This is a genomic window from Hoeflea sp. AS60 (assembly GCF_038900115.1).
In the GTDB taxonomy this organism is placed as follows: domain Bacteria; phylum Pseudomonadota; class Alphaproteobacteria; order Rhizobiales; family Rhizobiaceae; genus Hoeflea.
This window is the reverse complement of the sequence record NZ_JBBMQP010000001.1, coordinates 1332593-1358197: the sequence shown is the minus strand read 5'-3', so window position 1 is coordinate 1358197 and position 25605 is coordinate 1332593. Positions and strand designations below refer to the sequence as shown.

28 protein-coding genes and 1 pseudogene are annotated in these 25605 nt (G+C 59.2%); 13 read left to right on the top strand and 16 right to left on the bottom strand.

Features of this window, described 5'->3' with window-relative positions; translation table 11 throughout:
• Positions 1-38 precede the first annotated feature (38 nt).
• Both WNZ14_RS06305 and WNZ14_RS06300 read right to left on the bottom strand, forming a co-directional pair.
• The gene (locus WNZ14_RS06305; protein WP_342867728.1) at positions 39-806 is read right to left on the bottom strand and encodes a TVP38/TMEM64 family protein; all 768 of its coding nucleotides are present in this window, start codon (positions 804-806) and stop codon (positions 39-41) included.
• Between the two features lie 162 nt (positions 807-968).
• Positions 969-1784: a DUF547 domain-containing protein gene (locus WNZ14_RS06300; protein WP_342867727.1), complete on the bottom strand. Its 816-nt coding sequence runs from the start codon at positions 1782-1784 to the stop codon at positions 969-971.
• A gap of 347 nt (positions 1785-2131) precedes the next feature.
• Here WNZ14_RS06300 and rpmH point away from each other — a divergent pair, with 347 nt between their 5' ends.
• Genes rpmH through yihA form a run of 4 tightly spaced genes read left to right on the top strand, consistent with a single transcriptional unit; the run spans position 2132 to position 5266 of the window.
• The gene (rpmH, locus tag WNZ14_RS06295) at positions 2132-2269 is read left to right on the top strand and encodes a 50S ribosomal protein L34 (RefSeq protein ID WP_007199880.1); all 138 of its coding nucleotides are present in this window, start codon (positions 2132-2134) and stop codon (positions 2267-2269) included.
• Positions 2270-2304: 35 nt separating this feature from the next.
• On the top strand, positions 2305-2748 hold the full coding sequence (rnpA, locus tag WNZ14_RS06290; protein ID WP_342867726.1) for a ribonuclease P protein component: 444 nt from the start codon (positions 2305-2307) through the stop codon (positions 2746-2748).
• Between the two features lie 3 nt (positions 2749-2751).
• Complete coding sequence (gene yidC, locus WNZ14_RS06285) at positions 2752-4566, top strand: membrane protein insertase YidC (protein WP_342867725.1); 1815 nt, start codon at positions 2752-2754, stop codon at positions 4564-4566.
• A 22-nt stretch (positions 4567-4588) separates the two neighbouring features.
• A complete protein-coding gene (gene yihA / locus WNZ14_RS06280) occupies positions 4589-5266 on the top strand; it encodes a ribosome biogenesis GTP-binding protein YihA/YsxC (RefSeq protein ID WP_342867724.1) in 678 nt (225 codons plus the stop codon).
• A gap of 55 nt (positions 5267-5321) precedes the next feature.
• Here yihA and msrB read toward each other — a convergent pair whose 3' ends face one another.
• The 4 genes from msrB to WNZ14_RS06260 all read right to left on the bottom strand — a co-directional run bounded on the left by msrB (position 5322) and on the right by WNZ14_RS06260 (position 7956).
• Positions 5322-5828, bottom strand: a complete 507-nt coding sequence (gene msrB, locus WNZ14_RS06275; RefSeq protein ID WP_342867723.1) for a peptide-methionine (R)-S-oxide reductase MsrB — start codon at positions 5826-5828, stop codon at positions 5322-5324.
• Positions 5829-6029: 201 nt separating this feature from the next.
• The gene (locus WNZ14_RS06270; RefSeq protein WP_342867722.1) at positions 6030-6596 is read right to left on the bottom strand and encodes a fasciclin domain-containing protein; all 567 of its coding nucleotides are present in this window, start codon (positions 6594-6596) and stop codon (positions 6030-6032) included.
• Positions 6597-6718: 122 nt separating this feature from the next.
• Positions 6719-7420: an anti-sigma factor gene (locus tag WNZ14_RS06265; RefSeq protein ID WP_342867721.1), complete on the bottom strand. Its 702-nt coding sequence runs from the start codon at positions 7418-7420 to the stop codon at positions 6719-6721.
• Complete coding sequence (locus WNZ14_RS06260; protein ID WP_342867720.1) at positions 7417-7956, bottom strand: sigma-70 family RNA polymerase sigma factor; 540 nt, start codon at positions 7954-7956, stop codon at positions 7417-7419. Before WNZ14_RS06260 ends, WNZ14_RS06265 begins: the two co-directional genes overlap by 4 nt.
• Before the next feature lie 177 nt (positions 7957-8133).
• On the opposite strand from WNZ14_RS06260, the gene argB reads away from it, so the two are divergent.
• A complete protein-coding gene (gene argB, locus WNZ14_RS06255) occupies positions 8134-9030 on the top strand; it encodes an acetylglutamate kinase (RefSeq protein ID WP_342867719.1) in 897 nt (298 codons plus the stop codon).
• A gap of 28 nt (positions 9031-9058) precedes the next feature.
• On the opposite strand, the pseudogene WNZ14_RS06250 reads toward argB, so the two are convergent.
• Positions 9059-9538, bottom strand: a pseudogene (locus WNZ14_RS06250) (methylated-DNA--[protein]-cysteine S-methyltransferase); the annotation flags it as partial.
• A 311-nt stretch (positions 9539-9849) separates the two neighbouring features.
• Here WNZ14_RS06250 and WNZ14_RS06245 point away from each other — a divergent pair.
• Positions 9850-10236, top strand: coding sequence for a MerR family transcriptional regulator (locus WNZ14_RS06245; RefSeq protein ID WP_342867718.1), 387 nt, complete (start codon positions 9850-9852; stop codon positions 10234-10236).
• The gene (locus WNZ14_RS06240; RefSeq protein WP_342867717.1) at positions 10233-10655 is read left to right on the top strand and encodes a carboxymuconolactone decarboxylase family protein; all 423 of its coding nucleotides are present in this window, start codon (positions 10233-10235) and stop codon (positions 10653-10655) included. The genes WNZ14_RS06245 and WNZ14_RS06240 overlap by 4 nt, the downstream gene beginning before the upstream one ends.
• A 7-nt stretch (positions 10656-10662) precedes the next feature.
• On the opposite strand, the gene WNZ14_RS06235 is transcribed toward WNZ14_RS06240, so the two are convergent.
• The 3 genes from WNZ14_RS06235 to WNZ14_RS06225 all read right to left on the bottom strand — a co-directional run bounded on the left by WNZ14_RS06235 (position 10663) and on the right by WNZ14_RS06225 (position 13945).
• Positions 10663-11979 (bottom strand): alpha/beta hydrolase, encoded by a 1317-nt coding sequence (locus WNZ14_RS06235; protein WP_342867716.1) that lies wholly within the window; start codon positions 11977-11979, stop codon positions 10663-10665.
• Positions 11980-12066: 87 nt separating this feature from the next.
• Positions 12067-12969, bottom strand: coding sequence for an EamA family transporter (locus tag WNZ14_RS06230; RefSeq protein ID WP_342867715.1), 903 nt, complete (start codon positions 12967-12969; stop codon positions 12067-12069).
• A 160-nt stretch (positions 12970-13129) separates the two neighbouring features.
• Positions 13130-13945, bottom strand: coding sequence for a GGDEF domain-containing protein (locus WNZ14_RS06225; protein WP_342867714.1), 816 nt, complete (start codon positions 13943-13945; stop codon positions 13130-13132).
• A gap of 151 nt (positions 13946-14096) precedes the next feature.
• Between WNZ14_RS06225 and WNZ14_RS06220 the strand changes: the two genes are divergently transcribed.
• On the top strand, positions 14097-14804 hold the full coding sequence (locus tag WNZ14_RS06220) for a pyrimidine 5'-nucleotidase (RefSeq protein ID WP_342867713.1): 708 nt from the start codon (positions 14097-14099) through the stop codon (positions 14802-14804).
• Between the two features lie 164 nt (positions 14805-14968).
• A complete protein-coding gene (locus tag WNZ14_RS06215; protein ID WP_342867712.1) occupies positions 14969-15571 on the top strand; it encodes a hypothetical protein in 603 nt (200 codons plus the stop codon).
• A gap of 58 nt (positions 15572-15629) precedes the next feature.
• Here WNZ14_RS06215 and WNZ14_RS06210 read toward each other — a convergent pair whose 3' ends face one another.
• Positions 15630-16484: an LOG family protein gene (locus WNZ14_RS06210; protein ID WP_342867711.1), complete on the bottom strand. Its 855-nt coding sequence runs from the start codon at positions 16482-16484 to the stop codon at positions 15630-15632.
• A gap of 147 nt (positions 16485-16631) precedes the next feature.
• Here WNZ14_RS06210 and dapD point away from each other — a divergent pair, with 147 nt between their 5' ends.
• The 4 genes from dapD (at position 16632) to WNZ14_RS06190 (ending at position 19749) form a co-directional block, all read left to right on the top strand.
• Positions 16632-17486 (top strand): 2,3,4,5-tetrahydropyridine-2,6-dicarboxylate N-succinyltransferase, encoded by an 855-nt coding sequence (gene dapD / locus WNZ14_RS06205; protein WP_342867710.1) that lies wholly within the window; start codon positions 16632-16634, stop codon positions 17484-17486.
• Positions 17487-17492: 6 nt separating this feature from the next.
• Positions 17493-17873, top strand: a complete 381-nt coding sequence (locus WNZ14_RS06200; RefSeq protein WP_342867709.1) for a DUF805 domain-containing protein — start codon at positions 17493-17495, stop codon at positions 17871-17873.
• Between the two features lie 62 nt (positions 17874-17935).
• Complete coding sequence (dapE, locus tag WNZ14_RS06195; protein WP_342867708.1) at positions 17936-19144, top strand: succinyl-diaminopimelate desuccinylase; 1209 nt, start codon at positions 17936-17938, stop codon at positions 19142-19144.
• A gap of 2 nt (positions 19145-19146) precedes the next feature.
• A complete protein-coding gene (locus tag WNZ14_RS06190; RefSeq protein ID WP_342867707.1) occupies positions 19147-19749 on the top strand; it encodes a hypothetical protein in 603 nt (200 codons plus the stop codon).
• 121 nt (positions 19750-19870) lie between these two features.
• Here the strand turns inward: WNZ14_RS06190 and WNZ14_RS06185 are convergent, their stop codons facing one another.
• From WNZ14_RS06185 to def, 5 genes are all read right to left on the bottom strand, one after another.
• Positions 19871-20347 (bottom strand): chemotaxis protein CheW, encoded by a 477-nt coding sequence (locus WNZ14_RS06185; protein ID WP_342867706.1) that lies wholly within the window; start codon positions 20345-20347, stop codon positions 19871-19873.
• Positions 20347-22830 (bottom strand): methyl-accepting chemotaxis protein, encoded by a 2484-nt coding sequence (locus WNZ14_RS06180; protein ID WP_342867705.1) that lies wholly within the window; start codon positions 22828-22830, stop codon positions 20347-20349. The genes WNZ14_RS06185 and WNZ14_RS06180 overlap by 1 nt, the downstream gene beginning before the upstream one ends.
• A gap of 395 nt (positions 22831-23225) precedes the next feature.
• Complete coding sequence (gene truA, locus WNZ14_RS06175) at positions 23226-23984, bottom strand: tRNA pseudouridine(38-40) synthase TruA (protein ID WP_342867704.1); 759 nt, start codon at positions 23982-23984, stop codon at positions 23226-23228.
• Positions 23984-24922, bottom strand: a complete 939-nt coding sequence (fmt, locus tag WNZ14_RS06170; protein WP_342867703.1) for a methionyl-tRNA formyltransferase — start codon at positions 24920-24922, stop codon at positions 23984-23986. Before fmt ends, truA begins: the two co-directional genes overlap by 1 nt.
• A 66-nt stretch (positions 24923-24988) precedes the next feature.
• On the bottom strand, positions 24989-25507 hold the full coding sequence (gene def / locus WNZ14_RS06165; RefSeq protein WP_342868526.1) for a peptide deformylase: 519 nt from the start codon (positions 25505-25507) through the stop codon (positions 24989-24991).
• Between the last annotated feature and the right edge of the window lie 98 nt (positions 25508-25605).

Below are 25605 nucleotides of genomic sequence, written 5' to 3'. Positions count from 1 at the left end.
AATATTGAGTCGCAAGCATGCGCTGAAATCGGTTCGGATCAGGACCGCGCGCGAAACTTGCCCACTATGGTGGGGATCGCCGCGACGATTGCAAGTCCAAGAAATGCGATGGTGATCTCGGGCGTCACCAGGTCAGCTATCGAGATCTCGCGTCCGGCGGCGGCAACAATAACGCTGTCCAGACCCTGGCCGAGCCAGCAATAGGCGAAAGTGCCGGGAATGATGCCGATAAACGTGGCGGCCACATAGGTGCGCAGCTTGATGTCAAAAAAGGCCGGCGCGATATTGATGATGAAGAATGGAAACACCGGTGCCAGACGCAGCACCAGCAGATAGCCGAAAGCGTCCTTGGCGAACCCGTCAGCCAGTTTGCCGATGAAGGGACCTGCACGCTTGCGCAACACATCGCAAAAGGCGGATCGCGCCGCGAGGAAGATGATGGCAGCACCGGTGGTGGCGGCAAAGACAGTCAAGGTGCCGGCGACAAACCATCCGAAAACGAAGCCTGCGAAGATCGTCAGGATCGAGGCTGCGGGAAAGGCGAATGCAATCGCCAGCGTGTAAAGCACGAAATAGCCGATTGCCGAGGCGATGCGATGATCAGCAACAAAGTCCTTTATCACGTCACGCTGCTCGGCAAGCACAGTGAGGGAAAGATAATCCTGAAGACCGGCCGCATAGGCGGCTCCCAGACCGATGACGATGATCGCCAACGGCAGATACCGGCGCCAGGTCGGCTTCTTGCCGGTCTCTGGTGTGCATGCCACGGCCTTTTCCGCCTGCCCTGTTCGGGAATGTGAAGTCATGCACGATCTCCAGGTTCGTTACTGCGGGTCGGGGAAGCCATCGAAGTCAACACAGAGACTAGAGGAATCCGGCATCCACCGCCAATGACAATCCCTCGCTATTTCCCAAACTAGCGTGACCCCGGAGCACGCAAACCTCACGGCAGCGTGAGGTTTGCGTCATCAAAGCTTCAGAGCGTTGATGCTCCAGTCATACTCATAACCGGAAATCGAGGCAGGCTCGATCAGCGCTGCCTTCTGCGGATTTGCAAAGGACATCCAGTGGTCCTTGAGCCTGCTCTTGCCGCCAAAATCGCCCGCATACCAGGAATAGATCTTCGAGGCGGTTATGCGGCCGTTGTCGACCGTCACGCCGCGGGGGTGGTTGATGTACTCTTCCGCATTCTGGCGCAGAAGCGCATCGACATTGGCTCCGGTAAAGGCACGGGTTGCGAGATTGGGGCAGGAGTATGAGGCGCAGTTGAGCCCATAATGGGACATCGGATCCTTGAAAATGGCACGGACGATCTCGTGCTCGACATCATCGAGCGACAGATCAGTGCCGTTAACCCTCAGGATCTTGGCCTTCCAGGGGCCGGCTCCGAACAGGAATGAGCCACCAAGGTTGATCTTCTTGATCGAGGTCACGGGGTAAGCGTCCGCAACGACCTCGAGTGTTTTGGCGTTGTAGAGATTGATCCAGTAAGCGTGGGCCTCATTGCGCGACAAGGAAACCGGATTGGCCGCTTCCAGCGACGCTATATAGCTGCGCAGCGCAGCCAGATTTGATTTTACCCCGCGGTAATCGACCCTGTTGTAGCCCTGCGCATCAGGTTTGACACTGGATTTGACCAGCGCGTCAAAGGCCGAGTGGTCCAGCCCAGATTTGCCTTGGGGCCTGAAGCCGGTCAGGGCAGCCTTCGCTGACAGGAGCCCGAAGGCATTTACCGCGACAATACTGGCGGATCCGGCGAAAAGGGCTCGGCGGGTAAGGTTCATGGCTTTCAAAATCCTCGGCTCAATTCGAAATCGGCTGTTGAGAAACCAACTGGCGCACTGCGCAACCAGGGCAACCAGCGGACCGGCAATGTCACTGGCTTGTGAACGGACGTGACCGGAAGAACTGCTCCGTGGCCCAGGTTCTCAGCAAAGATGCGCTCAGGCCTCGTGCCGATTGATGATCTGGCATTCGTTGAAAAAGGGCTGGCTCATTGACTTTTGACAGCCATCGCGCTTATAAGCCGCTCGTCCGTGGATGCTTCCGGTTTCCGGGAGCGTGTTTTGACGGACTGAACACCCAAACCAAGTTGTTCCAAGAAGGGCCGCACACCGCGGTATTAAAATAAATGCCAAAGCGTACTTACCAACCATCCAAGCTTGTTCGCAAGCGGCGTCACGGTTTCCGTGCACGTATGGCTACCAAGGGCGGCCGCAAGGTCATCCAGGCTCGCCGCGCCCGCGGGCGCAATCGTTTGTCGGCTTAATAGCGGACGACGGGCCCGCGAAGGAATACGATCGCGTGGCACAGGACGATACCATCAAGAAACCCGGGCGGCTTAAAAACCGGCCGGATTTTCTCGCCGTGCAGAAGGGCAAACGCCTGCGCGGCCGCTATTTTCTGCTGGAAACCCTCGACCGGGGCGACCCCGACCAGGCCCCGCGCATCGGCTTTACGGTGACGAAAAAACAGGGCAATTCGGTGGAGCGCAATAGAATGCGCAGACGTCTCAGAGAAGTCGTGCGTCAAATGGCAGGGGTTCCATTCAAGCCCGGACATGACTATGTGGTGGTCGCGCGCAGGGATACGCTGAGCGCGCCGTTTGGCGGTTTGATCACTGCGCTCACCGAGCGGGTGAATGAAGCCGACAGACAGAAACGGCCCCAACAAGCGCGCGTCGAGACTGATCGGCGCACCGGACAACACCAGAACAGCAGGCTGTCGAAGCCTGAACATCAGGATTGAGTGATGGAAAACAATCGCAATTATTTCGTCGCAATTCTCTTGTCGGTGCTTGTGCTTGTCGCCTGGCAATTCCTCTATGTCAGCCCAAAGATCGAACGCGAACGCGTGGCCGCAGAAGCGCAGCAGGCCCAACAGGCGGCGCAGACGCCGGCCGCCGGCACCGGTGATGCAACCCTTCCAGGCGCTGTCAGCGGAAGCGCGCCGGGCGGCGAGGTCGCGGCTCCCGGGTCGGCAGCCGCCGCCGGCCTCTCGCGCGAACAGGTGCTCGCCCAGACTCAGCGCATCGCCATCGACACGCCGGCCCTGTCCGGCTCGATCAATCTCGCAGGCGCGCGCATCGACGACATCCTGCTCAAGGAATATCATGAGACCGTCGACGATACGAGCCCGAGGATCACCCTGCTGAGCCCGGCGGCGCTCAACAGCGGCTATTTCGCTGAAGTCGGCTTCATCGCAGATGCGGCGTCTGGCCCTGCCCCAGGCCCCGACACCGTGTGGAGTGCCGCGGAGGGACAGACGCTCACGCCGTCGACCCCGGTGACGCTGACTTATGACAATGGCGCCGGGCTCGTTTTTACCCGCATCATTTCAGTCGATGAAAACTATTTGTTCAGCTTCGAGGACACGATCGCCAACTCCGGCGAAAGTGCCGCTTCGATCGCCGGCTACGGCCGGGTCACCCGCTTCTTCAAGCCGAAGACAGCGGGAATCTACGTGCTGCATGAAGGCCTGATCGGCGTCATCGGCGAAGAGGGCCTGCAGGAAATCGATTACGCCGACGTCGAAGACACTCCGGTGATTTCACCCGCCAAGGCGACAGCCGGATGGATGGGAATCACTGACAAGTACTGGGCGGCCGCGCTGGTTCCTCCGCAGGGCGCCGGCTTCGAAACCCGCTTCGCGCACTTCACCGATGGCCGCGCGCGCTACCAGGCGGATTTCAAGACCGATGCTCAGTCGGTCGCACCGGGCGGCAGCGTGACATCGAAGACGCTGGTGTTCGCCGGGGCCAAGGAGGTGCCGGTCATTGCCGGCTACAAGGACCAGTACAACATTCTCAATTTCGACCTGATGATCGACTGGGGATGGTTCTATTTCCTGACCAAGCCGATGTTCTGGCTGATCGATTATCTCTACAAAATGTTCGGCAATTTCGGCATTTCGATCCTGCTGACCACCGTTATCGTCAAGCTCATCTTCTTCCCGCTGGCCAACAAGTCCTATGTGTCGATGGCCAACATGAAGAAGGTTCAGCCCAAGCTTGAAGAGCTCAAGGCCAAGCACGGCGATGACAAGATGGCGTTGCAGCAGGGCATGATGGAGCTCTACAAGAAAGAGAAGATCAACCCAGTGGCCGGTTGTTGGCCGGTGCTGTTGCAAATTCCGGTGTTCTTCTCGCTCTACAAGGTGCTCTACATCACCATCGAGATGCGGCATGCGCCGTTCTTTGGATGGATTCAGGATCTTTCGGCGCCTGACCCGACGTCTCTGTTCAACCTGTTCGGCCTGCTGCCCTATGACGTTCCATCCTTCCTGATGATCGGCGTCTGGCCTCTGATCATGGGCATCACCATGTTCATCCAGATGCGCATGAACCCGACGCCTCCGGATCCAACCCAGGCGATGATCTTCACCTGGATGCCGGTGGTCTTCACCTTCATGCTGGCGACTTTCCCTGCCGGTCTGGTGATCTACTGGGCCTGGAACAACACGCTCTCCGTGATCCAGCAGGGCGTGATCATGAAGCGCCAGGGCGCCAAGATCGAGCTGTGGGACAATCTCATGGCCTTGTTCAGACCCAAGAACAAAACAACCTGAGCGGCGCGCGGAGGCCGGAGCTATGAGCACACTGTCCGCAGACCCGGCAATGCAGGCCGCAAGAGAGCTTTCGGCGAAGATTTTCACAAAGCCGTTTGTGTTTATCCGTGGCGTGCCCTCGCTCAAGTTCCTGCCGCCGGAAGGCCCGCCGGAGATTGCCTTTGCCGGCCGTTCCAATGTCGGCAAGTCGTCGCTGATCAACGCGCTTGTGGGCGTCAATGGGCTTGCCCGGACGTCCAACACGCCAGGCCGCACCCAGGAACTGAACTATTTCGTGCCGGAAGGCTATTCGGGCCAAGAAGACGACCTCCCCCCGATGGCGCTGGTCGACATGCCGGGCTACGGCTACGCCAAGGCTCCCAAGGATCAGGTCGATCTGTGGACCAAGCTGGTGTTTGATTACATGCGCGGCCGCTCGACGCTGAAGCGGGTCTATCTGCTGATTGACAGTCGCCATGGCGTGAAAAAGAACGACGAAGGCGTGATGGATCTGCTCGACAAGGCGGCGATGTCCTATCAGCTGGTGCTGACCAAGACCGACAAGATAAAGGCGGCAGGTGTACCTCGCCTGATCAGCGAAACGCTGGCTGTCATCAAGCGTCGCCCGGCAGCTTATCCCGAGGTGCTTGCCACGTCTTCAGAGAAGAACGAAGGCCTCGCCGAGCTCCGGGTCGCGATTGCACTGGCGATTACGCTTTAGAAATGGGCATCGAGACCGGCTTATTCAGCCGGTCTCGTTCACAAAGGTGTCTGGCTCAGGCGTTTTCAGCCGGCTTGAAATTCAGCGCGACACCGTTGAGGCAGTGGCGCATTCCGGTTGGTTGCGGGCCATCATCAAAAATGTGACCGAAGTGACCGCCGCAGCGGCGACAGTGGACTTCCGTACGTGTGGAAAACAGCGACCGGTCTTCCTTTGTCCGGACAGCATCTTCCTCTGCCTGCCAGAAACTCGGCCAGCCAGTGCCGCTATCGAACTTTGTTTCCGACGAATAGGCCTGCAGGTCGCAGCCCGCGCAATGGTACATGCCCTTGCGCTTTTCGTCGTTGAGAGGGCTGGTGAAGGCACGCTCGGTGGCTTCCTCACGCAGAACCGCAAACTCCTGCTTGGACAATTTCGAGCGCCACTGTTCTTCGGTCATCGTGACCTCGAACGTGCCTTCCGAAGCAGTCGCTGGGGTCCGGCGACCAAAAATCGACAGGGCCACTCCGGCAACACCGGCAGTCAAAAGCGCGCGTCGGCTCATTTCTGTCTTCCTTGTCATCGTGTGTCTCCATCTGGTGATTTGAATTTAGGTCATTTGCGGAAGAAGCGCCAAGCACATGTCTTCACTTGCCCGTGAATTACCTCCCGCCCAACGAAAGGGCGGGAGGCTGTCCGATGCGGCACACCGAGATTTTCGATGCAAGGGCTACGCGGTGTGCCCGGACATTCTTGTCAGGCCTTGGGAGGCTTGCGATCAGGTTCAGCTCTTTGGCAGAAGAACCTTGTCGATGACGTGGATGACGCCATTGGACTGATCGACATCGGCGATGGTGACATTGGCCACGCCGCCGTTTTCGTCCGTGACCATGACCTTGTCGCCTTCATAGCTGATGTTGAGCATGCAGCCGCCAACGGTCTTGACCGGGTGTACGCCGCCGTCATCATCAACCATCTTCTTGATTGCTGCGGACATCGCGTCAGCGGCGACGACGTGGCAGGTCAGGATCTTGGTGAGCTGGTCCTTGTTTTCAGGCTTCAGCAGGGTGTCGACGGTGCCTTCCGGCAGGGCAGCGAAGGCTTCGTTGGTTGGTGCAAAAACGGTGAACGGGCCTGCGCCCATCAGCGTATCGACCAGGCCAGCAGCCTTGACGGCGGCGACGAGTGTGGTGTGGTCAGCAGAGTTGACGGCATTTTCAACGATGTTCTTGTCGGGGAACATTTCAGCGCCGCCGACCATCGGGTTTCCACCATGGCTTGCAGCAGCGGCAAGGCTTACACCGGAGAAGAGAACAGCGGCAGCGGCGATGGAGCGAAGAGTGTTTTTCATAGTCAGCCTCTTTGTAATGTTTCCAGGCCGGATCATCCGGGCCTTTGGTCACCCGCCGCATTATTTTGCGGCGGTTAAAGAGGAAGACGGGAGCAATTGGGAAAAAGTTTCAGAAACCCTAATTATTTTTTTGAAAGAGCGCCCGACAGCACAACGGGGCCGGTTGCAACGCCAGTGGGCGATCCGCCGAGGGGCTCAACGCTGACCGCCAGCAGGTTGCCGTCGGAAATCTTCTGGACCAGCGACTGATCGAGCACCAGACGGCCACCATCCGCAGGCACCAGCCCTAGCGAGACCGGGACGCCGTCACCCTGCACCAGCCACAATTCAAGCGACTTGCCGTCATCGGGCGAAAACGCAGCCGGCGTGATGGTGAAGGCGCCATTGGCCGGATCCAGCGCAGCAACAAGGCCGACCGCGCTGCCCGGCGCGCCGAGCTCGGCGACCAGCGCCGGCCCGGCATCAGGTCCACCATTTACATCAAAATTGCCATTGTAGATGCCGAAGGCTGCAGCTGCTGTGACCGATGCCAGTGCAAGGCCACGCCAGAAGACCAGCGAACCCCAAAGGCCGCCAGCCGGTTTTGCAGTTTCTGCAAACAGGCGTGCGTCGATCCGTGCCTTCACACCCTGGGGAGGGGTTTGAGGCTGATAGGACTCATCGAGATTTGAGAGGTCCGCCTGCCAGGAGGTAACAAGCGTCGCAAATTCGCTGTCGCGGGCGATACGCTCCTCGACCATGCGGCGCTCGGCAAGCGGCAGCACGCCAAGCACGTACTCACCTGCCAAGGCGTTGTCATCGGGTATTTGTGCACCGGTGCTCATCGGTTCAGGCACTCTCTCAGTTTCAACAGGCTGCGTCGCAGCCAGGTTCTCATTGTATTAAGCGGCACAGCATTGTGCTCTGCCAGCTCCTGATAACTCAGCCCCTCCACATAGGCAGCCACCACTGCGGCAGCCTTGTCTGCTTCCAACTCCCCAAGGCAGCCTTCGATACGACGACCTTCGCCACTCAGCATCGCCTTGGCCTCGGGATCCGGCGCCGAATCTGCAACATCAGGCGCGTCGTCATACTCCAGCGTTGCTGGCTGGCGGGCGCGGATCAGGTCGATCGCCTGATTGCGCGCTATGGTGACAAGCCACGCCATGGCAGACGCCTGGTCCGACCGGAAACTGCCGGCGCGACGCCAGACACGGACGTAGACCTCCTGAATGGCGTCTTCGGCCTGTGCCCTGTCCTTGAGAATACGGAGGGCGACGCCAAATAGTTTCGCGCTTGTCTGCGAATAAAGTGACGAAAATGCCACGCGGTCGCCCAACGCGGTGCGTGCTATCAGTCCAGAGAGTTCATCTTGGCTCATGTTGGAATCGGATTCTCCGCTCATCCGGTCTTTGGTGATAGTTTCATACCCTGCTGATGCCATTACTGCAAAATCCTAAATTTGGATGCCTCAATCATTGAAGCCGGAACGGAATGCCGCTAAACAGCGCCGGACCTTTTGCCTCTTGGGCTCACGCCAAATCGGGATGCCACGCCAATGTCTGAGACCTCAAACAGCGATGCCGCAACCCAAGCGCGCCTTCTTGCAGAGGCGCTGCCCTACATGCAGCGCTACGAAAACAAGACCGTCGTGGTCAAATATGGCGGCCATGCCATGGGCAATGCGGCACTCGGCAAGGCCTTTGCCCAGGACATAGCGCTCTTGAAACAGTCGGGCGTCAATCCGATCGTGGTTCATGGCGGCGGCCCGCAGATCGGGGCGATGCTGGCCAAGATGGGTATTGAATCAAAGTTTGAAGGCGGATTGCGGGTCACAGACGAGAAAACTGTCGAGATCGTCGAGATGGTTCTGGCCGGCTCGATCAACAAGGAAATCGTTGCACTGATCAATGCCGAGGGCGAATGGGCCATCGGGCTTTGCGGCAAGGATGGCAACATGGTCTATGCCGAAAAGGCGCAGAAGACCTTTGTCGACCCCGATTCAAACATCGAGCGGGTGCTTGATCTTGGTTTTGTCGGCGAACCAGTGGAAGTCGACCGCACCTTGCTCGATCTGCTGGCCAAATCCGAAATGATCCCCGTGCTGGCGCCAGTGGCTCCGGGACGCGACGGCCACACCTACAATATCAACGCCGATACTTTTGCAGGGGCCATCGCCGGCGCTTGCGAGGCTTCGCGGCTGCTGTTCCTGACCGACGTGCCTGGCGTTCTCGACCAGGACAAGAAGCTGATCGACGAATTGACCGTCAGCGAAGCCAAGGCGTTGATTGCCGACGGTACGATTTCGGGCGGTATGATCCCCAAGGTGGAAACCTGCATCGAAGCGATCGAGCGCGGAGTAAAGGGCGTGGTCATTCTCAATGGCAAGACGCCGCATGCGGTGCTTCTGGAGCTCTTCACCGCCCACGGTGCGGGAACCCTGCTGGTTCCGTAAGGCGTGCCGGTCTGGGCCTGTTTTCAGTTCAGAGAGCAAACAGCCCGACAGGCCGCATCCGGCCTTCGTGCCGCAACAACCATTTCTTGCGCCACAGCCCGCCGCCGAAACCGGTCAGCGATCCGTCCGATCCGATGCAGCGGTGACAGGGGATGACCACCGGAATGGGATTGGTCCCGCAATATCTGGCCACGACGCGTACCGTCTCGATGGTGGCAGTGTCGCGGGCAATATCGCCATAAGAGCAGGTTTCACCCAGAGGCACCTGAAGCAGCCTGTCCCAGACCTTGCGCTCGAGTTCATTGCCGCCGGTTTTCAGCGGCGTGCGAAACTCGGCGCTTTCCCCGGCAAAATAGGCCTTGAGCTCCGCTTCGATCTGGACAAGCGGCGCGCTCCGGACTGGCGCAACCCGCGTTTCGAGATCTGAGCCATCATCGTGAAATTCAAGCCCAAGCAGATGGGTCTCATCGGCAACCGCCCGCAGCGGGCCGATCGGCGTATCAATCCAGAGCACAAAATGTTTCGGGTGATGTTCGGCCATGGCGTCTCTCCTGAAGCCACACTGAATCAGAGAACCACGCTAGCCGCATCCGCCATGGCGCTCAATCCGGCCCGGCGGTTCTGACCTGTCGAAAACACGCAAATTGTCCTGCAGGCCCGGCCCATGCCGCCGGAAATCTGCTCGTTGCCTGAAAAAATGCCGAAAGGCGCTTGACCTGAACCACACTCCAGCTCGTAGACTTTGTCCACACTGGCAATTGGAGAACAGGAGATGGTGATGTCTGAAGCTGCAACCGAGATACAAAACGGCGCGACGGTATGAAGATCGGAAAGCTGTCTGAGCTGACCGGGCTGAGCATCGATACACTGCGGTACTATGAAAAGATCGGTCTGATCGACCCGCCGTTCCGCAAGGGCGGACAACGGCTTTATGATCCAGACGCGGTGCGTTGGATCGACTTTCTCAAGGCGCTCAAAGCCACCGGCATGAGCCTGGATGACATGAAGCGCTACGCGCTGATGCGGGCCAAGGGCAATGCCACCTCTGCCAATCGCCGCGTCATGCTGGAAACCCAGCATGCGCTAGTTCTTGAGCGGATCGAGGAACTCAACGCCTGCGCCGTGCTGCTCGAATACAAGATTGCCAATTATCACGAGATCGAAGCCAGGCATGAGCTTGCCGACAAGAAGAGGTATTTGAGATGACATCGAACACGACCGCCGACACCCAGGGTTCCCCCCAGACCGCGCTTGAGCGCGGCCGTGCGATTGTCGCCCAACTCAATCCCGGCCTCGAAGAGGTGCTCTCGCAACGCTACGACGAGCAGTTTCCCGATTTCGCCGAAACCCTGGTCGAATTCGCCTATGGCCGGCTCTATGCCCGCGAAGGGCTGGATCTGAAGACCCGTCAGATCGCCACGGTCGCGGCACTGACGGCGCTCGGTGGACAGACAGGACCACAACTGCGCGTCAATCTCGAGCACGCGCTGGCGGCGGGTGCAAACCGGCGCGAATTGCTCGAGGTCATCCTGCAGATGTCGGTTTACGGCGGCATGCCGGCGGCCATCAACGGCATGAATGTGGCAATGCAATTGTTCGAGGAGCAGGATGCGCTGGCATCCTGACTTTGTCTTACTGACAGGTTTCACCCGTCCGTCCGCACTGGCGCCGCGCACCAATTGATCCAGCACTCAACCCCGTCGTCACACCCAGAATGCTGTCGCCGAGGCCCTTGCCGAAGCGCCGGGATTGGGCGTCGAAGGTATCGCGTGCTTTCGGATCAAGAATCGCGATTGGGGCGGAAATTGCCATGCCCGCGGCCGAGCCTACCGTATTGGACACGGACATGGCCGTGGCGCCCAGTTCTGCGCCAAGGCCGAGATCCTGGTCGGTGACCGCCTGGCCATCGATCAGCCGCTGACCCAGCAGTTTGACCACTTCCGGGCTTTCGGCGAATTTTGAATGGTTGAGGCGATCGCCTACCTGCAATGCAGATAGATCTAGGATGGTGATGCCTCCACGTTCGAACTCATCGCGATAGACCTGATTGCTGATGTCGATCTGGCCAAGCCGGTCGACATTGCCGGAAATCCGCCGCGACAGCGTCAAGGCACGGTCATCCTTCGAGACAAAGACCGTGAATTTTGGTCGCTTCCGCCCCATGTCGGCCAATTGCTGACGGAAGACATCCACATCAAGGTCAGGAGACGCGAGGATGACATTGCTGATCTTGGATGGCACCCCGTCGTTGCGGATCGCCATCTGGCGCAGCGATTCCATAGTCAGCCAGGTGCCCATGGAGTGGGCCAGAATGGTGATGTCCTTGATTTCGGGCGATTCGGCAGCGCTGGCCAGGAGGGCCTCCAGCGCAGAGCGGGAATAGTTGGTGCTTTCCTTGTCATAGCCATAATCGAACACAGAGCCACGAGAGGGCCAGGTGAACATTACCGGCGTGGCGTCGGTGTTGCTGTCATGGGCGATCTGGGCAAATCGGTAGACCGCACTTTCATAGCGGGTGTTGAACCCGTGCACGAAGATCAGCAGACGTCCGGTTGGTGATTTGTTGCGCTGGTACCAGGCCTCGACCCCGTCGACGGTGGTAAACGGTTTTGCCGACAGCGTGGCAAACTCGCGCGCTGGATTGGCCGGCAGTTTCTTCGGCCACTGCACCTCGCCGACCTTGCGGTTGGCTTCGGGCGGGATCGATATCACCAGTTCATTGAAATCGATCGCATCGCCACGCTCGCCGGAGTATAGCAGGCCCGGATTTTCGGACGGCGCACGTGTGGTGGCGACCATGATCGACACCTCTGTCGCATCCGGCGAAGTCTGAGCCACCGGAGACAGCACGCCTTCGGGCGGGCTCGCGCAACTCAACAGCAACGGCGCAAGCAAGAGCAAACCCGCACGGGCCGATTTCCGAACCGGTACCGATGATAGCTTCATCATTGTCAGGCGCCACGCAGGCATAGAAGTTCCGTTTCCGTCAGATAGATTGGCCAAGCCGAAATCGACCAACTGTCGCCATACTGCCGATCAGACCAGCAGAAGCACAAGTATGCCTGCCACAATCAGGATGCAGCCTGCAATTTCGATTTTGTTGACATGTTCACGAAAGACTAACACCGACGAGGCGAATGTGAAAATCATTTCGACCTGCGCCAAAGCCTTCACCACGGCTGCGGTCTGCAGCGTCATGGCCATGAACCAGCCAAACGATGCTGTGGCGCCAACCAGTCCTACCATCGCCGATATTTTCCACGCCGCTCGGACGCGACCCAGTTCGCCGGGCGCCTTGAACGACATCCATATCAGCATGACGATGGTCTGCAGCACGATGGCTGCGAGCAGCGTGACTGCAGCCTGCATCATGAAATTCGGCCCGCCCAGCGACAGCGAAGCGGCCCGGTAACCGACAGCGGCAATTCCGAACATTGTTCCTGACGCCAGTCCCAGCGCCGCTGTGCGGGAAAAGACCGAACGCAGCAATGCCTGAGCACCCGCGGCTGAGCGGGCGACCGAGATCAGCACGACGCCGACCAGGCTGATGGCGATGGCAACGAGCGTTCCGGCCCCCACCCTGTCGCCGAGGAAGATCAATCCAAACAGGGCCGCCTGCGCTGGTTCGGTGCGCGAATAGGCAGTGCCTACGGTAAAGTTGCGATGGCTGAACATCTGGATCAACAAGGCCTGTGCCGCGATCTGAGCCAGCGCTGCCAGCATCACCCAGCCGAAAAAGCTCGCATTTGGTCGTGGCAGCGGATAATCGAGGCCAAAGGCCAAAAGGGCCACAAAGACCAATGCAAACGGCACACCAAAGCCGAAACGGACGAAGGTCGCGCCAGTGGTGCCCATCACCCCCTTGAGGTGCTTTTGCAAGACCGAGCGGATGTTCTGCAGGAACGCCGCGGTTATCGTGATGAGAACCCAGGTTTCCATCTTGGGGTGATATTTCCTGTCTGAAGACGTAGACGTGATATGGCCCGCCTTCACAACGATCGAAGCCGGGCCAAAAAGGATGACAGCTGCGGTCTATCAGGCTGATGCGCTCCGCGACAAGTCTGATCAAGGCGGATTGAATCGCAGCTTAGGCGAGACATCAGGCCGCGCGGGTGAACTCGTTGCCGATGCAGACCATATTTCGGCCGCTGCGCTTTGCCTGATAGAGCTGCGTGTCAGCCGCACGCATGATCTCCATGGAACACGACAGGGGACCGAACGCAGCTCCACCGATGCTGACCGTCACCCTCAGCTGCTTTCGGTCAGCGGTCGTGACGCACATCTGTTCAACATTGACGCGAACGCGCTCGGCTATCTTGAGTGCGCTTTCTCTGTTGGCTCCACCCAAAATGATAGCGAACTCCTCGCCGCCGATTCGCGCACCGAAGTCTGTGGCTCGGATCGAATCGGATATCGCACTTGCAACGGCGAGCAAGGCGCGGTCTCCGGCATCGTGTCCGTAAATATCATTGATCTGCTTGAACCTGTCAGCATCGATCATCAACAGATAGCCCTGTTCGATAGAGCTCTTGACCTCGGAGAGGCGATCAAGAAAAGAGTCACGGTTGGCAAGGCCGGTCATGCTGTCGTGGTTTGCCTTGTGCTCAAGGTCCTTGTGAGCAACCTTCAGCTTGGCATGAACCTCAAACAGGTTCTGGTGCGCCTGGCAGAGAGCGTCGAGCGCAGCCTCAAGTTCGCTGGTTTGCCGGTAAAACAAATAGGCCGCCGGCGGCGTCACCAGCAGTGGACAGAATCCGGCGATCGTCAAGGCCAGAACCATCGCTCCAGTCTCGCCGATCAGGTACATGATTGACGCTGTAATCAGCAATGACATCGCAACCGATCCCGTGGTCAGGATGACAATCCTTCTGATCATGACACGGGAAATGTTCGGCAATCTGCCGGTATTCTGCATGGCTGGCGCATCCTGATGTTCCATCACCAGTTGAATCGCAGGATAGTTTTGACAGCGGGTGTACAGAGTAGGTAAATCTGTCGTTTACATTTCACGCCGGTGTACCAGGTTGAACCACACCGACAGTTTACCAGACAACATTGAGGTTTTCATGCCCAACAAATCGGCCCTGCCCGATCCCGCAGCCTTCGCCCACGTCACAGAATGGGTGTTTGATCTCGACAACACGCTTTACCCGCGTCACACCGACCTGTTCTCGCAGATCGACAAGAAAATGACCGAGTATGTCCGCAACCTGCTTGGCCTCGATCACGACGCCGCACGCGGCATTCAGAAGAAGTATTACCGGGAGCACGGCACGACGCTGAAAGGGCTTATGCTGCATCACGGGATCGATGCGAACGATTTCCTCGAGAAGGTTCACGACATCGATTACTCGTGGGTGAAACCGGACCCGGCGCTCGCAGAGGCGATCAAGGCGCTGCCGGGCCGCAAGTTCATTTTCACCAATGGTGACACGCCGCACGCCGAGCGGACAGCCAGAGCGCTTGGGATTCTCGACCATTTCGACGAAATTTTCGATATTGTCGCGGCCGACCTTCTGCCCAAGCCCGCGCCCGAAACCTATGACCGGTTCTTGACGAGGCATGGCGTTCACAAGGAGAAGGCGGCGATGTTCGAGGACCTGCCTCGCAATCTTCTGGCGCCACATTCGCTGGGTATGCGCACTGTCCTGATCGTTCCCAACAATCTGGACGTGATGCTCGACGATGTATGGGAACATGAGGGCAAGGACGGCGAGCATATCGACCATATCACGGACGATCTTGCGGTCTTCCTGAACGCGGCGCTTTCCTGAATATCGGGGCCTGAACGCAGGGCCTGCGCATGATTGCCTGGGCAGCCGCGCGCTCAAACCTTTCCAACATTTAATCTACATTACAGGGGTTTAAGTGGTGGTTTCCGGTCGCAGCCACCAGATTGAGTGGGCAGAACACAACATCTCAATCAAGGATCTCACTCATGAAGAAAACAATTCTTGCCACCCTCGCCGCGGCCCTGATCGCCTCAACCGCCGCACCGGCCTTTGCTGCACAGAACAAGGGCGACGGACCTCGCCATGGACAGGGACATGGCCCGCGCATCGAGCGCCTGATGGAACGGTTTGACGCCAACCGCGACGGTGCCGTCATGCTTGATGAAGTCTCGGCAAATCGCCTTGCAATGTTCCAAAGCGTGGACACGGACAAGTCCGGCTCGCTGAGCAAGGACGAACTCAAGGCTTTTGGCGACATGCGCAAGGAAATGCGTGACCAGAAACGCGAGGAACGCCGCGCCGAGCGCGCCGCGATGAAGGATGGCGAGAAGATGGGCAAGCACGGCGACCGTGATGGCCGGATGGCTGACAATCATGACCGCAAGCACAAGGGTGAAGGCAGAGGTGAAGGCCGGGGCGATCATCATGGCGGCCCACGCATGGAGCGCCTTGATGCCGACAAGAACGGTGAAATCAGCCTCGAGGAATTCACAGCACTCGACGCCAAGATGTTCGACCGTTTCGACCGCAATGGCGACAAGAAGATCGACATCACCGACTTCTACCGCGAGCGTGCCGACAATAACTGATCCTGATTGATCAGCAAGAACAAGAGCCAGGCCGGATTAGCATCCGGCCTGGCTCTTTTCATGAAGACTTTGTGATGTCGTAGTGCTTGGCGATGATCGACCAGGCCTCATCGGCGGTATCGACGAAATTGAGCAGGTCGAGATCGTCAGGCGAAATCGTGCCGAAATCGGCCAGCGCCTGAAAATCAACGATCGAATTCCAGAACTCTGATCCGAACAGGATCAGCGGTACATGTTCCATGCGACCGGTCTGGATCAGGGTCAGCGATTCGAACAATTCATCCAGGGTTCCGAAGCCACCGGGAAAAATCGTGACCGCCTTGGCCCGCATCAGGAAATGCATCTTGCGGATGGCAAAATAGTGAAAGTTCAGGCTGAACTCCGGCGTCACATATTCATTGGGCGCCTGTTCATGCGGCAACACCACGTTGAGTCCGATCGAGGCTGCGCCGACATCATGCGCACCGCGGTTTCCTGCCTCCATCACGCCGGGCCCGCCACCGGTGCAGACGACGAATTCCTGACCTTTTGTGGCAAGCGAATGGGTCGAACAGATCCGCGCGAAGGCACGGGCCTCATCGTAGTAGCGGGATGCGGCGGTCAGGTTTTTTGCCTGGGTCTCGTTCTTGGCGGCCCATGGATCCTTGCCGGGTTCGGGGATTCGTGCGCCACCGAACATCACAACGGTCGACCGGATACCGGCTTCCGTGAGAATCATTTCCGGCTTGAGCAGTTCCAGCTGCAGCCGAACCGGCCTGAGTTCCTCGCGGCACAGAAAATCCTCGTCAGCATAGGCCAGCCGGTAGGCCGGTGACATGCTTTGGGGGGTCTTGGGCTGGCGGTCGGCGCGCAACTTGTCCTGCCGGCTGTCGGCCAGCGGATCCCATACTTCATTTGTGCGATTGGCATTCATCAGAGCATTCCCGTTTGGCGTTGGCGGACGGACCGGAATTGACCCCGCGCCCTGCCTCGCTTAGGAGATGTGCAACGGCGCTGACGGTCCGGCTTCGTATTGCCAGGTCCGCCCACACTAGACGTTGAACCTTAAGGAATCGCCACGATGAAACATGATTTGGCCGCCCTCGCCAGTACGATCGAAACCGCATTTGACAACCGCGACGCTGTTTCCACATCTACCCGCGGAGAGGTTCGCGATGCGGTCGAGACTGCGCTCAACCTGCTTGATCTTGGCCAGGCCCGTGTCGCCGAACGCGGTGATGACGGTACATGGACCGTCAATCAGTGGCTCAAGAAAGCGGTGCTGCTGTCGTTCCGGCTGAACCCGATGGAAGTGATCAAGGGCGGACCTGGCGATGCCGTGTGGTGGGACAAGGTGCCGTCGAAATTCGAGGGCTGGACCGCCAACGAGTTCGAACGCGCAGGTTTCCGTGCTGTTCCAGGCTCAATCGTCCGTCGCGGCTCGTTCGTCGGCAAGAATGTTGTGCTGATGCCGTCCTTCGTCAATCTCGGCGCCTATGTCGATGAAGGCTCGATGGTCGATGGCTGGGCAACGGTCGGCTCCTGCGCGCAGATCGGCAAGAATGTGCACCTGTCCGGCGGCGTTGGTATCGGCGGCGTACTCGAGCCGCTCCAGGCCGGCCCCACGATCATCGAGGACAATTGCTTCATCGGCGCGCGGTCTGAAGTCGTGGAAGGCTGCATCATCCGCGAGGGCTCGGTGCTCGGCATGGGTGTCTACATCGGCAAGTCGACCAAGATCGTCAACCGGATGACCGGCGAGGTCAGCTACGGCGAGGTGCCCCCCTATTCGGTGGTCGTCGCAGGCTCGATGCCAACCTCGCGCACCATGGGCAACGGCGAGGCCGCGCCGAACCTTTATTGCGCAGTGATCGTCAAGACAGTCGACGCGCAGACCCGGTCGAAGACCGGCATCAACGAACTGCTCAGGGACTAGGCCCTCATGGCGCGGCGACCCGGCTCCCGCATGCGCTGGCTTCTGTTCAGCGTTTCCGGACGGCTATCGCGTCGCGCCTATGCCTGGGCCCTGCTGTTCTGGATGGCGGTGCTGGCGATTCCAATTTCGGCCGCGGTTCGTGCCGAAGCCGACAGCCAGGCAATGACCATGGCAGGCTTCGGCATCATCTTCAGCTTTCTACCGGCTGCATGGTCTATTGCCGTCATGAGCATCAAGCGCCTGCACGATGCTGGCCTGCCAGCCATTCTGGTGGCCGTTCTGGTTATCCCGGCAGCCTCATTGTTCATGCTACTGATCATCACGCTTTGGCCATCGGCCAAAGGTCCGAACAAACACGGACCGGCGCCGGATAGGCCGGGATACTGATCGGACGTTTTGGCTCGTCAGCAACAGTCGACAGTATCGGGCCAATCGTCTAATCACGAAGCATGAAACTTACTGATCCTGCACAGACACTCGCCGCGCTGATCCGCTGCCCCTCGGTCACTCCAGAGGAGGGCGGAGCGCTGACGACCCTCGCCGCCATGCTGAGCCAACTCGGCTTTTCCAACGATCGGGTGACCTTCTCCGACGAGGGCACACCGGATGTGGACAACCTCTATTCACGGCTTGGGGCAAACGGTCCGCATCTGATGTTCGCCGGCCATACCGACGTGGTGCCGGTGGGCGACGAGGGCGCGTGGACGCAAGGGCCGTTTGGCGCCGAGATTGTCGATGGCGAGATGTATGGCCGCGGCGCGGTCGACATGAAGGGCGGCATTGCCTGTTTCGTCTCTGCTCTCGCACGGCTGATCGAGCGCAAGGGCGTGCCGGAAGGCTCGGTGTCGCTGCTGATCACGGGCGACGAGGAAGGGCCCTCGGTCAACGGGACCGAGAAACTGCTCGCCTATGCCAAGGCAAAGGGCGAACACTGGGACGCCGCTGTGGTCGGCGAACCGACCAACCCGGACCAGATGGGAGACATGATCAAGATCGGCCGGCGCGGCTCGCTGTCTGGCACGCTCAGAGTGGACGGCGTGCAGGGTCATGTCGCCTATCCGCATCTGGCCGACAACCCGCTGCGCGGCATGGTCTCGCTTGTGGACGCACTGCTTGATCCGCTGCTTGATGCCGGCAACGAGCGGTTTCCGCCTTCCAATCTGGAAGTCACCAGCATCGATACCGGCAACACGGCCACCAATGTGATCCCGGCGCGTACGACTGCCCGGTTCAACATCCGCTTCAACGATATCTGGACTGCCGAAACCTTGGCTCAAGAACTGCGCAGACGGCTGGAACAGGCTTCAAAGAACACCGCTCTGCGGCCCGGGCGAGACCCCGTGCGCTACAGCGTCGAATTCGACGCGCGGTCTTCGCCTTCGTTCCTGACGCGCGACAACGCACTGATTGAGGCGCTGTCGGAAGCCGTTGCGGAGGCTACCGGGCGGACACCGGCGCTGTCGACGACCGGCGGCACCTCGGACGCCCGCTTCATCAAGGATTATTGCCCCGTGGTCGAATTCGGACTTGTCGGCAAGACCATGCACATGGTGGATGAACGGGTGGCGCTCAGCGACCTCGAAAGCCTGACCGGCATCTACGAGCTGTTCATCGAGCGCTGGTTCGAGCGGTACGCTTCCTCTGCCGAGGCACGCTGATCTTGGCGGGTGGCGTCATTCCAACGCGGCTGGAAGCCGGCAGGTCTCTGGCGGGGCTGTTTTACCTGATTTTGGGAAACCGCGACGGTCTGCGCTTGTTCGACACTTCTCCGGATGGCTTCTGGCGGTCCTTCGGAGCGTTTTTCTGGACCTGGCCGGTGCAGTGCTTTCTCTGGACCGGCATCTGGCGCGCGGCACCCGAAACCCGACCTGAAACAGCGGCCGAGTTTTTCCGCTTCTTTGTCGCTTCAAGCAGTTTCGACGTGGCCGCATGGGTGTTGCCGGCGGTGCTGCTGCTGGCGGTTTGCCAACTCTTTGGCCTCTCCGGCAAGTTCTCGCGACTGGTGGTCGTCAATAACTGGTTTGGCCTGTTGTCAGCCTATGTCGGTTTTTTTCCCGCAACCCTGCGCTATCTGGCGCCGGTGTCCGATACGGCCAATGCCTTCATTTCGCTGGCGGTCTATGCCGCGGTGATCTGGCTCTACTACAGGGTGGTCCGGATATGCGTTGAAGGCGACCTGATGATCACAATCTTCATCACCCTGATGATGGTGATGACCGGCCTTACAATTTCTGAACTCGCTTTCAGTGCGCTCGCTGGCTAAAGCCGGTCAGCTTCACATGGAACGCCGCCGAAACCTGCATCCTGAAATGCAGCAGCCATCCCCTGCCCGTTCGACCGAACGCACAGGGGATGGCTGAAGAATTCAAAATCGCCGCTGGTTATCAGGCGGCGAGATCATCATCGGCTGTCGAGAACAGCGCATCAAGATCGAGATAGCAGATCATCTGCTGGTCAACCGGGATGATCGCCTTGGTCAAAGCGCGTTCGGCTGCCGGCAACACGTCTGGCGCAGGCTGCAGGTCAGCGTTGTTGACGGTGATCATGTCGGACACATTCTCGACCAGCAGGCCAACCAGCTTGCCGGCGATGTTGGTGACGATGATTGCCGAGCGCTCGGTCGGCTTGATGGCCGGCAGACCAAGACGGATCGCCATGTCGATGACCGGGATCACCGATCCGCGCAGGTTGATCACGCCCAGAACATGCGGCGGCGAGTGCGGCAGGGTGGTCGACGGCGCCCAGCCGCGGATTTCACGTACCGACATGATGTTCACGCAGAACACCTGCTTGCCCAGGTGGAACGAGATAATTTCAAGATAGCCGCTGTTGGCCACGTTGTTGTTTGCGGTCTCTTGCATCAAAATTCCTCCCAGTCGTCTTGTGACGCTGCGGTTGGGTTGTTGGACTTGCCAGCGCCAAAGGCGCGGGCGACAGTGTTCAGCATGTTTCTGGCCGGTGACTGAACGGGACGCGACCCGGCGGTGGAGGCGCTGACGCCTGTCGGACCTTTGGAACGTCCGACCGGATTTGACGCAGCGGTCTTGTGGGCCGGTCCAGGCATTGCCGCCTGCACCGGAACCGAGACATGACGGCTGCCTGTAAGGTTAAACTGGCGCACTAGGCTTTCAAGCGAGGCCGCGCCGCTGGTGAGCCTGTGGGTGACTGCGGTGGTTTCTTCAACCATGGCGGCGTTCTGCTGGGTCACCTGATCCATCTGGTTGACCGCGGAGTTGATCTCCGTCAGCCCACCCGCCTGCTCGCGTGCTGCTGTTGCGATCGAGTTGATCTGATCGTTGATCGCGTTGACATGGTTTGCGATCATGCCGAGCGCATCGCCGGTCTCACGCACCAGTGTCACGCCAGACTTTACCTCTTCGCCGGACTTGTTGATGAGGCCCTTGATGTCCTTTGCAGCAGTAGCCGAGCGCTGCGCCAGTTCGCGGACTTCCTGGGCAACCACAGCAAAGCCTTTTCCGGCCTCGCCTGCGCGCGCCGCCTCAACACCGGCATTGAGCGCCAGAAGGTTGGTCTGGAAAGCGATTTCATCGATCACATTGATGATCTTCGAAATTTCCATGGAGGCGTCTTCGATCCGTCCCATGGCGCTGATCGCTTCTGCGACCACCTTGCTCGAGCTGTCGGTCGACTGCTTGGCCTCGGCAACCCGGGTGGTTGCTTCGTCAGCCCGCTGGGAGGAACTCTTGACCGTGGCGGTGATCTCGTCGAGCGCTGCGGATGTCTCTTCGAGAGAGGCGGCCTGCTGCTCTGTGCGGCGTGAAAGGTCGTCAGCGGCCGCGCGCAGCTCGCCGGTGTCGCCGTTGATGCCCATGATGTTTTCGCTGACATCGCTCAGCGTGGCATTGAGCTTTTCGACCGAGGCGTTGAAATCGACCCGCAATCTGTCGAGACTTTCGATGAAAGGCCGCTCAAGCCGGATCGTCAGGTCGCCTTCCGAAAGCTTGTGAAGACCATCCGCCAGGGAATCGACGGCCTGTTGCATGAGCGCAGTTTCCTCCGCCTTGGCCGCTTCACGGTCGTGGCGTCTCTTTTCGGTCTGGGAACGGGTCTCGTCTGCTTCGCGTTCGAGCGCTACTTTCTCGATGGCGGCATTGCGGAACACCGCAACCGAACGCACCATCTCACCAATTTCATCCTTGCGCTTTTCACCGGCCAGTTCGATCGATGTATCGCCTTCTGCAAGGCGGCGCATGTTTTCCACCAGCGCTTCAATCGGCTTGGTCATCGAGCGCGAGAACCAGGTGCTGACCGCAATGGCGCCAAGCAGGAGCAGGAGCGAGAGACCGAGGATGGCATTGCGCATCATGACCATGCTGGCGCCGGCTTCGCTCTTGTCGATCAGCGCTGCAACGGTCCAGTCGGCGCCGTCGAACTTGACGCCGGTCATGGCAGCACTCGCGTCCATGTTGCGATAGCCAGCAAGGTCGCCGACGACGACTGCGCTGCCCGCGGCATTTTCCTGCAGATCGCTGTCGATCTTGACGGTCAGCATGTCGTTATCTGCCGTACGGATGGAATCGCTGATCAGATAGCCGTCTGAATTGAGAAGAATGGTTTCGCCGGTTTCACCGAGGCCGGCTGTATTGGACATGATATCGGCGATCTTTCCGCTCGGCACGCGGATGATGATGACACCGACCATGCCCATCTGCGAATTCAGGGCATGGCCCATGAAAGCCGCCGGCTTACCATTGTCTGCCGGATAGGCCGCATAATCGGCAAACACGGTCCTGTCGGTCACCTCGTTGCCGAGAATGCCTTCGAACACCTTTCCAATTCCGGTGTTCTTCAAGGCATCGGATCTGAGATTACCGGCATAGTCATCGTGTTTGTTGACCGAGTAGATGACGTTGCCATTCATGTCGACAAGAAAGAAATCTTCCCAGCCGCGGCTCTCTGCCATCTCGCGGAGCTGCGGGTGATAGCGCTCGTGGCTCTGGTCGTAGGAGCTTATCTTTGCGTCGTCAGGCTTCTGCGCAGTATCATATTTCTGGCGCTCACCCTCGGGAAACGGGTTCTCGGTGATGTAGCGTCTTTTCAGCTCCGGGGTGACGTCGGCGCCGAGAAAGCCCCAATCATACTTGAAGCCTTCCAGAGCAATACGCATCAGGTTGTTTTGCGACGTCGCCGTCAGGTCCTGCTGAAGGTTGGCAAGAAAGGTTTCGAGCTGGTTGCGACGACCGTCAACAACTGCTTCAAGCTTCTCGGTGATCTTTTCATTGACCGCACTGGAGCCAATCTGGAGGCTTACAACGCTCGCGACCCCGATGGACACGACTGTGAGCAACGCGGCAGCAAGTGGCAATTTACGCGAAATAAGCATCAGGAATCCCGGATTTCGAACAGATTCGTTGACATGTCTCGCTCAATCCAAGACGACCAGAACGGCATCATGCGGTCCACGCAATTGTGGATACTGGCCAGAGAACCTTTCCGCGTTTTGCGTTACCTTTTGGTTAAGAAGCGACAACAAATTGTCGATTTGTCCAAGGCTTGGGAAGCAACCTGCACCCCCTGAGCGCGCAGATGGGCCAGGTTCAGACAATTTTTCCGACCTGAGCGCAATCGGACCTGCAATATTCGGCACTTACTACTGATTATCGGTCATTGTCGAATAGTCAGCCTAGTGGAGATCGCAATTCGGACCCTGTTGAAAACTGATCACGGACACTAACGGCAACATGGGGGACCATCATTGTCAACCAACGTCGTTGATGATCAGGTGTCGGGATACTCGACGGCGCGGAAATACAATCCCTCGGGCGCGGCCACCGGTCCGCAGGCCCTGCGGGAGCGGGCGAGAAGGGCTGCTTCGACATCATCGGCCGACCACTTGCCCTCGCCCACCAGCCGCAGCGTTCCGGTGAAGGAGCGAATCTGATTATGCAGGAAACTGCGCGCGGATGCGTGGATCTCGATGAGACCCTCCGCATCGCCCTTGACCACATCCAGACGGTCGAGACTGCGCACTGGCGAATTGGCCTGGCACTGCATCGAACGGAAGGTGGTAAAGTCATGCCGTCCGACAAGCCGTTGCGCGGCGGCATGCATGGCGGCAACATCAAGCGGCTTGGCTGACCAAAGGGCCCGGTTTCTCTCAAGCACCAGACATGCGCGGCGGCAGATGATGCGGTAGACGTAGTGCCGCTTCAACGCGGAGAAGCGGGCATCAAACGCATCATCGACCTGACGGGCGGCGAGGATGACCACCCGCTCACGGGCCATCTGCAGATGTGCGTTGATCGCATCGCGCACGGTGTCGGCCGGCCAGGTCTTCTCAAAGTCGGCATGGGCCACCTGACCAAGGGCGTGAACGCCGGCATCGGTTCGTCCGGCGCCGCGAATGCTGACGGTCTCACCGGAAAACCCCAGAATCGCGGTTTCTATCGCTTGCTGGATCGAGGGATGATTATCCTGGCGCTGCCATCCGGCATAGCCGGTGCCGTCATATTCGATATCCAGCCGGTAGCGTGGCATCAGCCGATCACCGTGCCTGCCGGGACTTGCGTTCCACGCAGAAAGTCCTGCGCGGCAAGCGGCTTGCCGCCTGCCTTCTGCAAGGTCAAGAGCCGGATGGCGCCCTCACCGCAGGCAATCGTCAGGTCGCCATCAAGCGCGGTTCCCGGCGCTGAGGCTTCGGTAACGGCCTCGACCACTTGTGTGGCAAGCAGCTTGATGCGCTCGGCGCGGCCTGCAGTCTCCAGCTCGAACCAGGCGCCTGGCGATGGCGCCAGCCCGCGCACATGGTTGTGCACCTGCTCTGCTGTCTGGCTGAAGTCGACCCGGGTTTCGCCTTTGCTGATCTTGGCTGCATAGGTGACGCCGTCAGCTGGTTGCGGCGTGACCGGCAGGTCGCCCTGCTCCAGCGTAGCCATTGCCTCGACCATCAGTTGCGCAGTCTTCGCAGCCAGAATGTCGTGCAGCGCGCCCGTGGTCATGTCACGGGATATCTCCACAGTACCGCTCAGCGCCACCGCGCCTGTGTCGAGGCCCACATCCATTTGCATGATCATGACGCCGGTCTCGGCATCACCTTCCATGATGGCGCGCTGGATCGGCGCCGCACCACGCCAGCGCGGCAGCAACGAGGCGTGGCCGTTCCATGCGCCAAGACGGGGGGCGACAAGAATGGCCTTGGGCAGGATCAGGCCGTAGGCGACAACGACCGCCGCGTCTGCCTCAAGCGCCCGGAAAGCCGCCTGCTCTTCTTGGCTCTTCAGGCTTTTGGGCGTAAATACCGGGATCCCCAATTGCTCGGCCGTGCGGTGAACCGGTGACGGCAGCACTTCGAGACCGCGGCGGCCTGCCGGACGCGGCGGCTGGGAATAGACCGCTACAAGCTCATGACCGGCCGCATGCAGCGCCTGAAGCGTCGGCACCGCGTAATCCGGCGTTCCCATGAATATGATACGCATAGCGGTTCCTCGATACACATTCGCGGCAGGCGAAGGACCGCCAATGGGCAAATTTAAAGCCTGGCCTCAGGCGGTCACGCGTGATTTGGCGAGCTTGGTGAACTTGCGCACCACCATGTCACGTTTGAGCTTGGAAATATGGTCGATGAAAAGGACGCCGTTGAGGTGGTCCATCTCGTGTTGAAGGCACGTGGCGAGCAGGCCGTCGGCCTCGGTCACCAGTTCCTTGCCGTCCCGGTCAAGATGCTTGATGGTGATGGTCGCAGGCCGCTCGACTTCGGCATAGTAATCCGGGATAGAGAGGCAGCCCTCTTCATATATGCTGGTGTCATCACCGGACGCCACCAGCTCCGGGTTGATGAAGACCTGCGGATTGGGGTCCTCGTCCTTGCCGGCGATGTCAATCACCAACAGGCGGCGCGGCACACCGATCTGGATCGCCGCCAGGCCAATGCCCGGCGCGTCATACATGGTTTCGAGCATATCATCGATAAAGCTCTTCATTTCAGAATCGACACGCTCCACCGCCGCGCTTTGCTGGCGAAGGATCGGGTCGGGCAAATAGATGATCGGCTTGATGCTCATGGCCGTGAAATAATCGTTGATCAGCGCGGCGTCAATCATTCCTGCACGAAGCTCGTGCAGGATGTTCCCGTTTTGATCTGACATAACTAGGAGAATCA

Coding starts and splice junctions, on each gene's coding strand:
- WNZ14_RS06305 (WP_342867728.1), bottom strand. CDS start 806: ATGACTTCACATTCCCGAACAGGGCAGGCGGAAAAGGCCGTGGCATGC.
- WNZ14_RS06300 (WP_342867727.1), bottom strand. CDS start 1,784: ATGAACCTTACCCGCCGAGCCCTTTTCGCCGGATCCGCCAGTATTGTC.
- rpmH (WP_007199880.1), top strand. CDS start 2,132: ATGCCAAAGCGTACTTACCAACCATCCAAGCTTGTTCGCAAGCGGCGT.
- yidC (WP_342867725.1), top strand. CDS start 2,752: ATGGAAAACAATCGCAATTATTTCGTCGCAATTCTCTTGTCGGTGCTT.
- yihA (WP_342867724.1), top strand. CDS start 4,589: ATGAGCACACTGTCCGCAGACCCGGCAATGCAGGCCGCAAGAGAGCTT.
- msrB (WP_342867723.1), bottom strand. CDS start 5,828: ATGACAAGGAAGACAGAAATGAGCCGACGCGCGCTTTTGACTGCCGGT.
- WNZ14_RS06270 (WP_342867722.1), bottom strand. CDS start 6,596: ATGAAAAACACTCTTCGCTCCATCGCCGCTGCCGCTGTTCTCTTCTCC.
- WNZ14_RS06265 (WP_342867721.1), bottom strand. CDS start 7,420: ATGAGCACCGGTGCACAAATACCCGATGACAACGCCTTGGCAGGTGAG.
- WNZ14_RS06260 (WP_342867720.1), bottom strand. CDS start 7,956: ATGAGCCAAGATGAACTCTCTGGACTGATAGCACGCACCGCGTTGGGC.
- argB (WP_342867719.1), top strand. CDS start 8,134: ATGTCTGAGACCTCAAACAGCGATGCCGCAACCCAAGCGCGCCTTCTT.
- WNZ14_RS06245 (WP_342867718.1), top strand. CDS start 9,850: ATGAAGATCGGAAAGCTGTCTGAGCTGACCGGGCTGAGCATCGATACA.
- WNZ14_RS06240 (WP_342867717.1), top strand. CDS start 10,233: ATGACATCGAACACGACCGCCGACACCCAGGGTTCCCCCCAGACCGCG.
- WNZ14_RS06235 (WP_342867716.1), bottom strand. CDS start 11,979: ATGATGAAGCTATCATCGGTACCGGTTCGGAAATCGGCCCGTGCGGGT.
- WNZ14_RS06230 (WP_342867715.1), bottom strand. CDS start 12,969: ATGGAAACCTGGGTTCTCATCACGATAACCGCGGCGTTCCTGCAGAAC.
- WNZ14_RS06225 (WP_342867714.1), bottom strand. CDS start 13,945: ATGCAGAATACCGGCAGATTGCCGAACATTTCCCGTGTCATGATCAGA.
- WNZ14_RS06220 (WP_342867713.1), top strand. CDS start 14,097: ATGCCCAACAAATCGGCCCTGCCCGATCCCGCAGCCTTCGCCCACGTC.
- WNZ14_RS06215 (WP_342867712.1), top strand. CDS start 14,969: ATGAAGAAAACAATTCTTGCCACCCTCGCCGCGGCCCTGATCGCCTCA.
- WNZ14_RS06210 (WP_342867711.1), bottom strand. CDS start 16,484: ATGAATGCCAATCGCACAAATGAAGTATGGGATCCGCTGGCCGACAGC.
- dapD (WP_342867710.1), top strand. CDS start 16,632: ATGAAACATGATTTGGCCGCCCTCGCCAGTACGATCGAAACCGCATTT.
- WNZ14_RS06200 (WP_342867709.1), top strand. CDS start 17,493: ATGGCGCGGCGACCCGGCTCCCGCATGCGCTGGCTTCTGTTCAGCGTT.
- dapE (WP_342867708.1), top strand. CDS start 17,936: ATGAAACTTACTGATCCTGCACAGACACTCGCCGCGCTGATCCGCTGC.
- WNZ14_RS06185 (WP_342867706.1), bottom strand. CDS start 20,347: ATGCAAGAGACCGCAAACAACAACGTGGCCAACAGCGGCTATCTTGAA.
- WNZ14_RS06180 (WP_342867705.1), bottom strand. CDS start 22,830: ATGCTTATTTCGCGTAAATTGCCACTTGCTGCCGCGTTGCTCACAGTC.
- truA (WP_342867704.1), bottom strand. CDS start 23,984: ATGCCACGCTACCGGCTGGATATCGAATATGACGGCACCGGCTATGCC.
- fmt (WP_342867703.1), bottom strand. CDS start 24,922: ATGCGTATCATATTCATGGGAACGCCGGATTACGCGGTGCCGACGCTT.
- def (WP_342868526.1), bottom strand. CDS start 25,507: ATGAGCATCAAGCCGATCATCTATTTGCCCGACCCGATCCTTCGCCAG.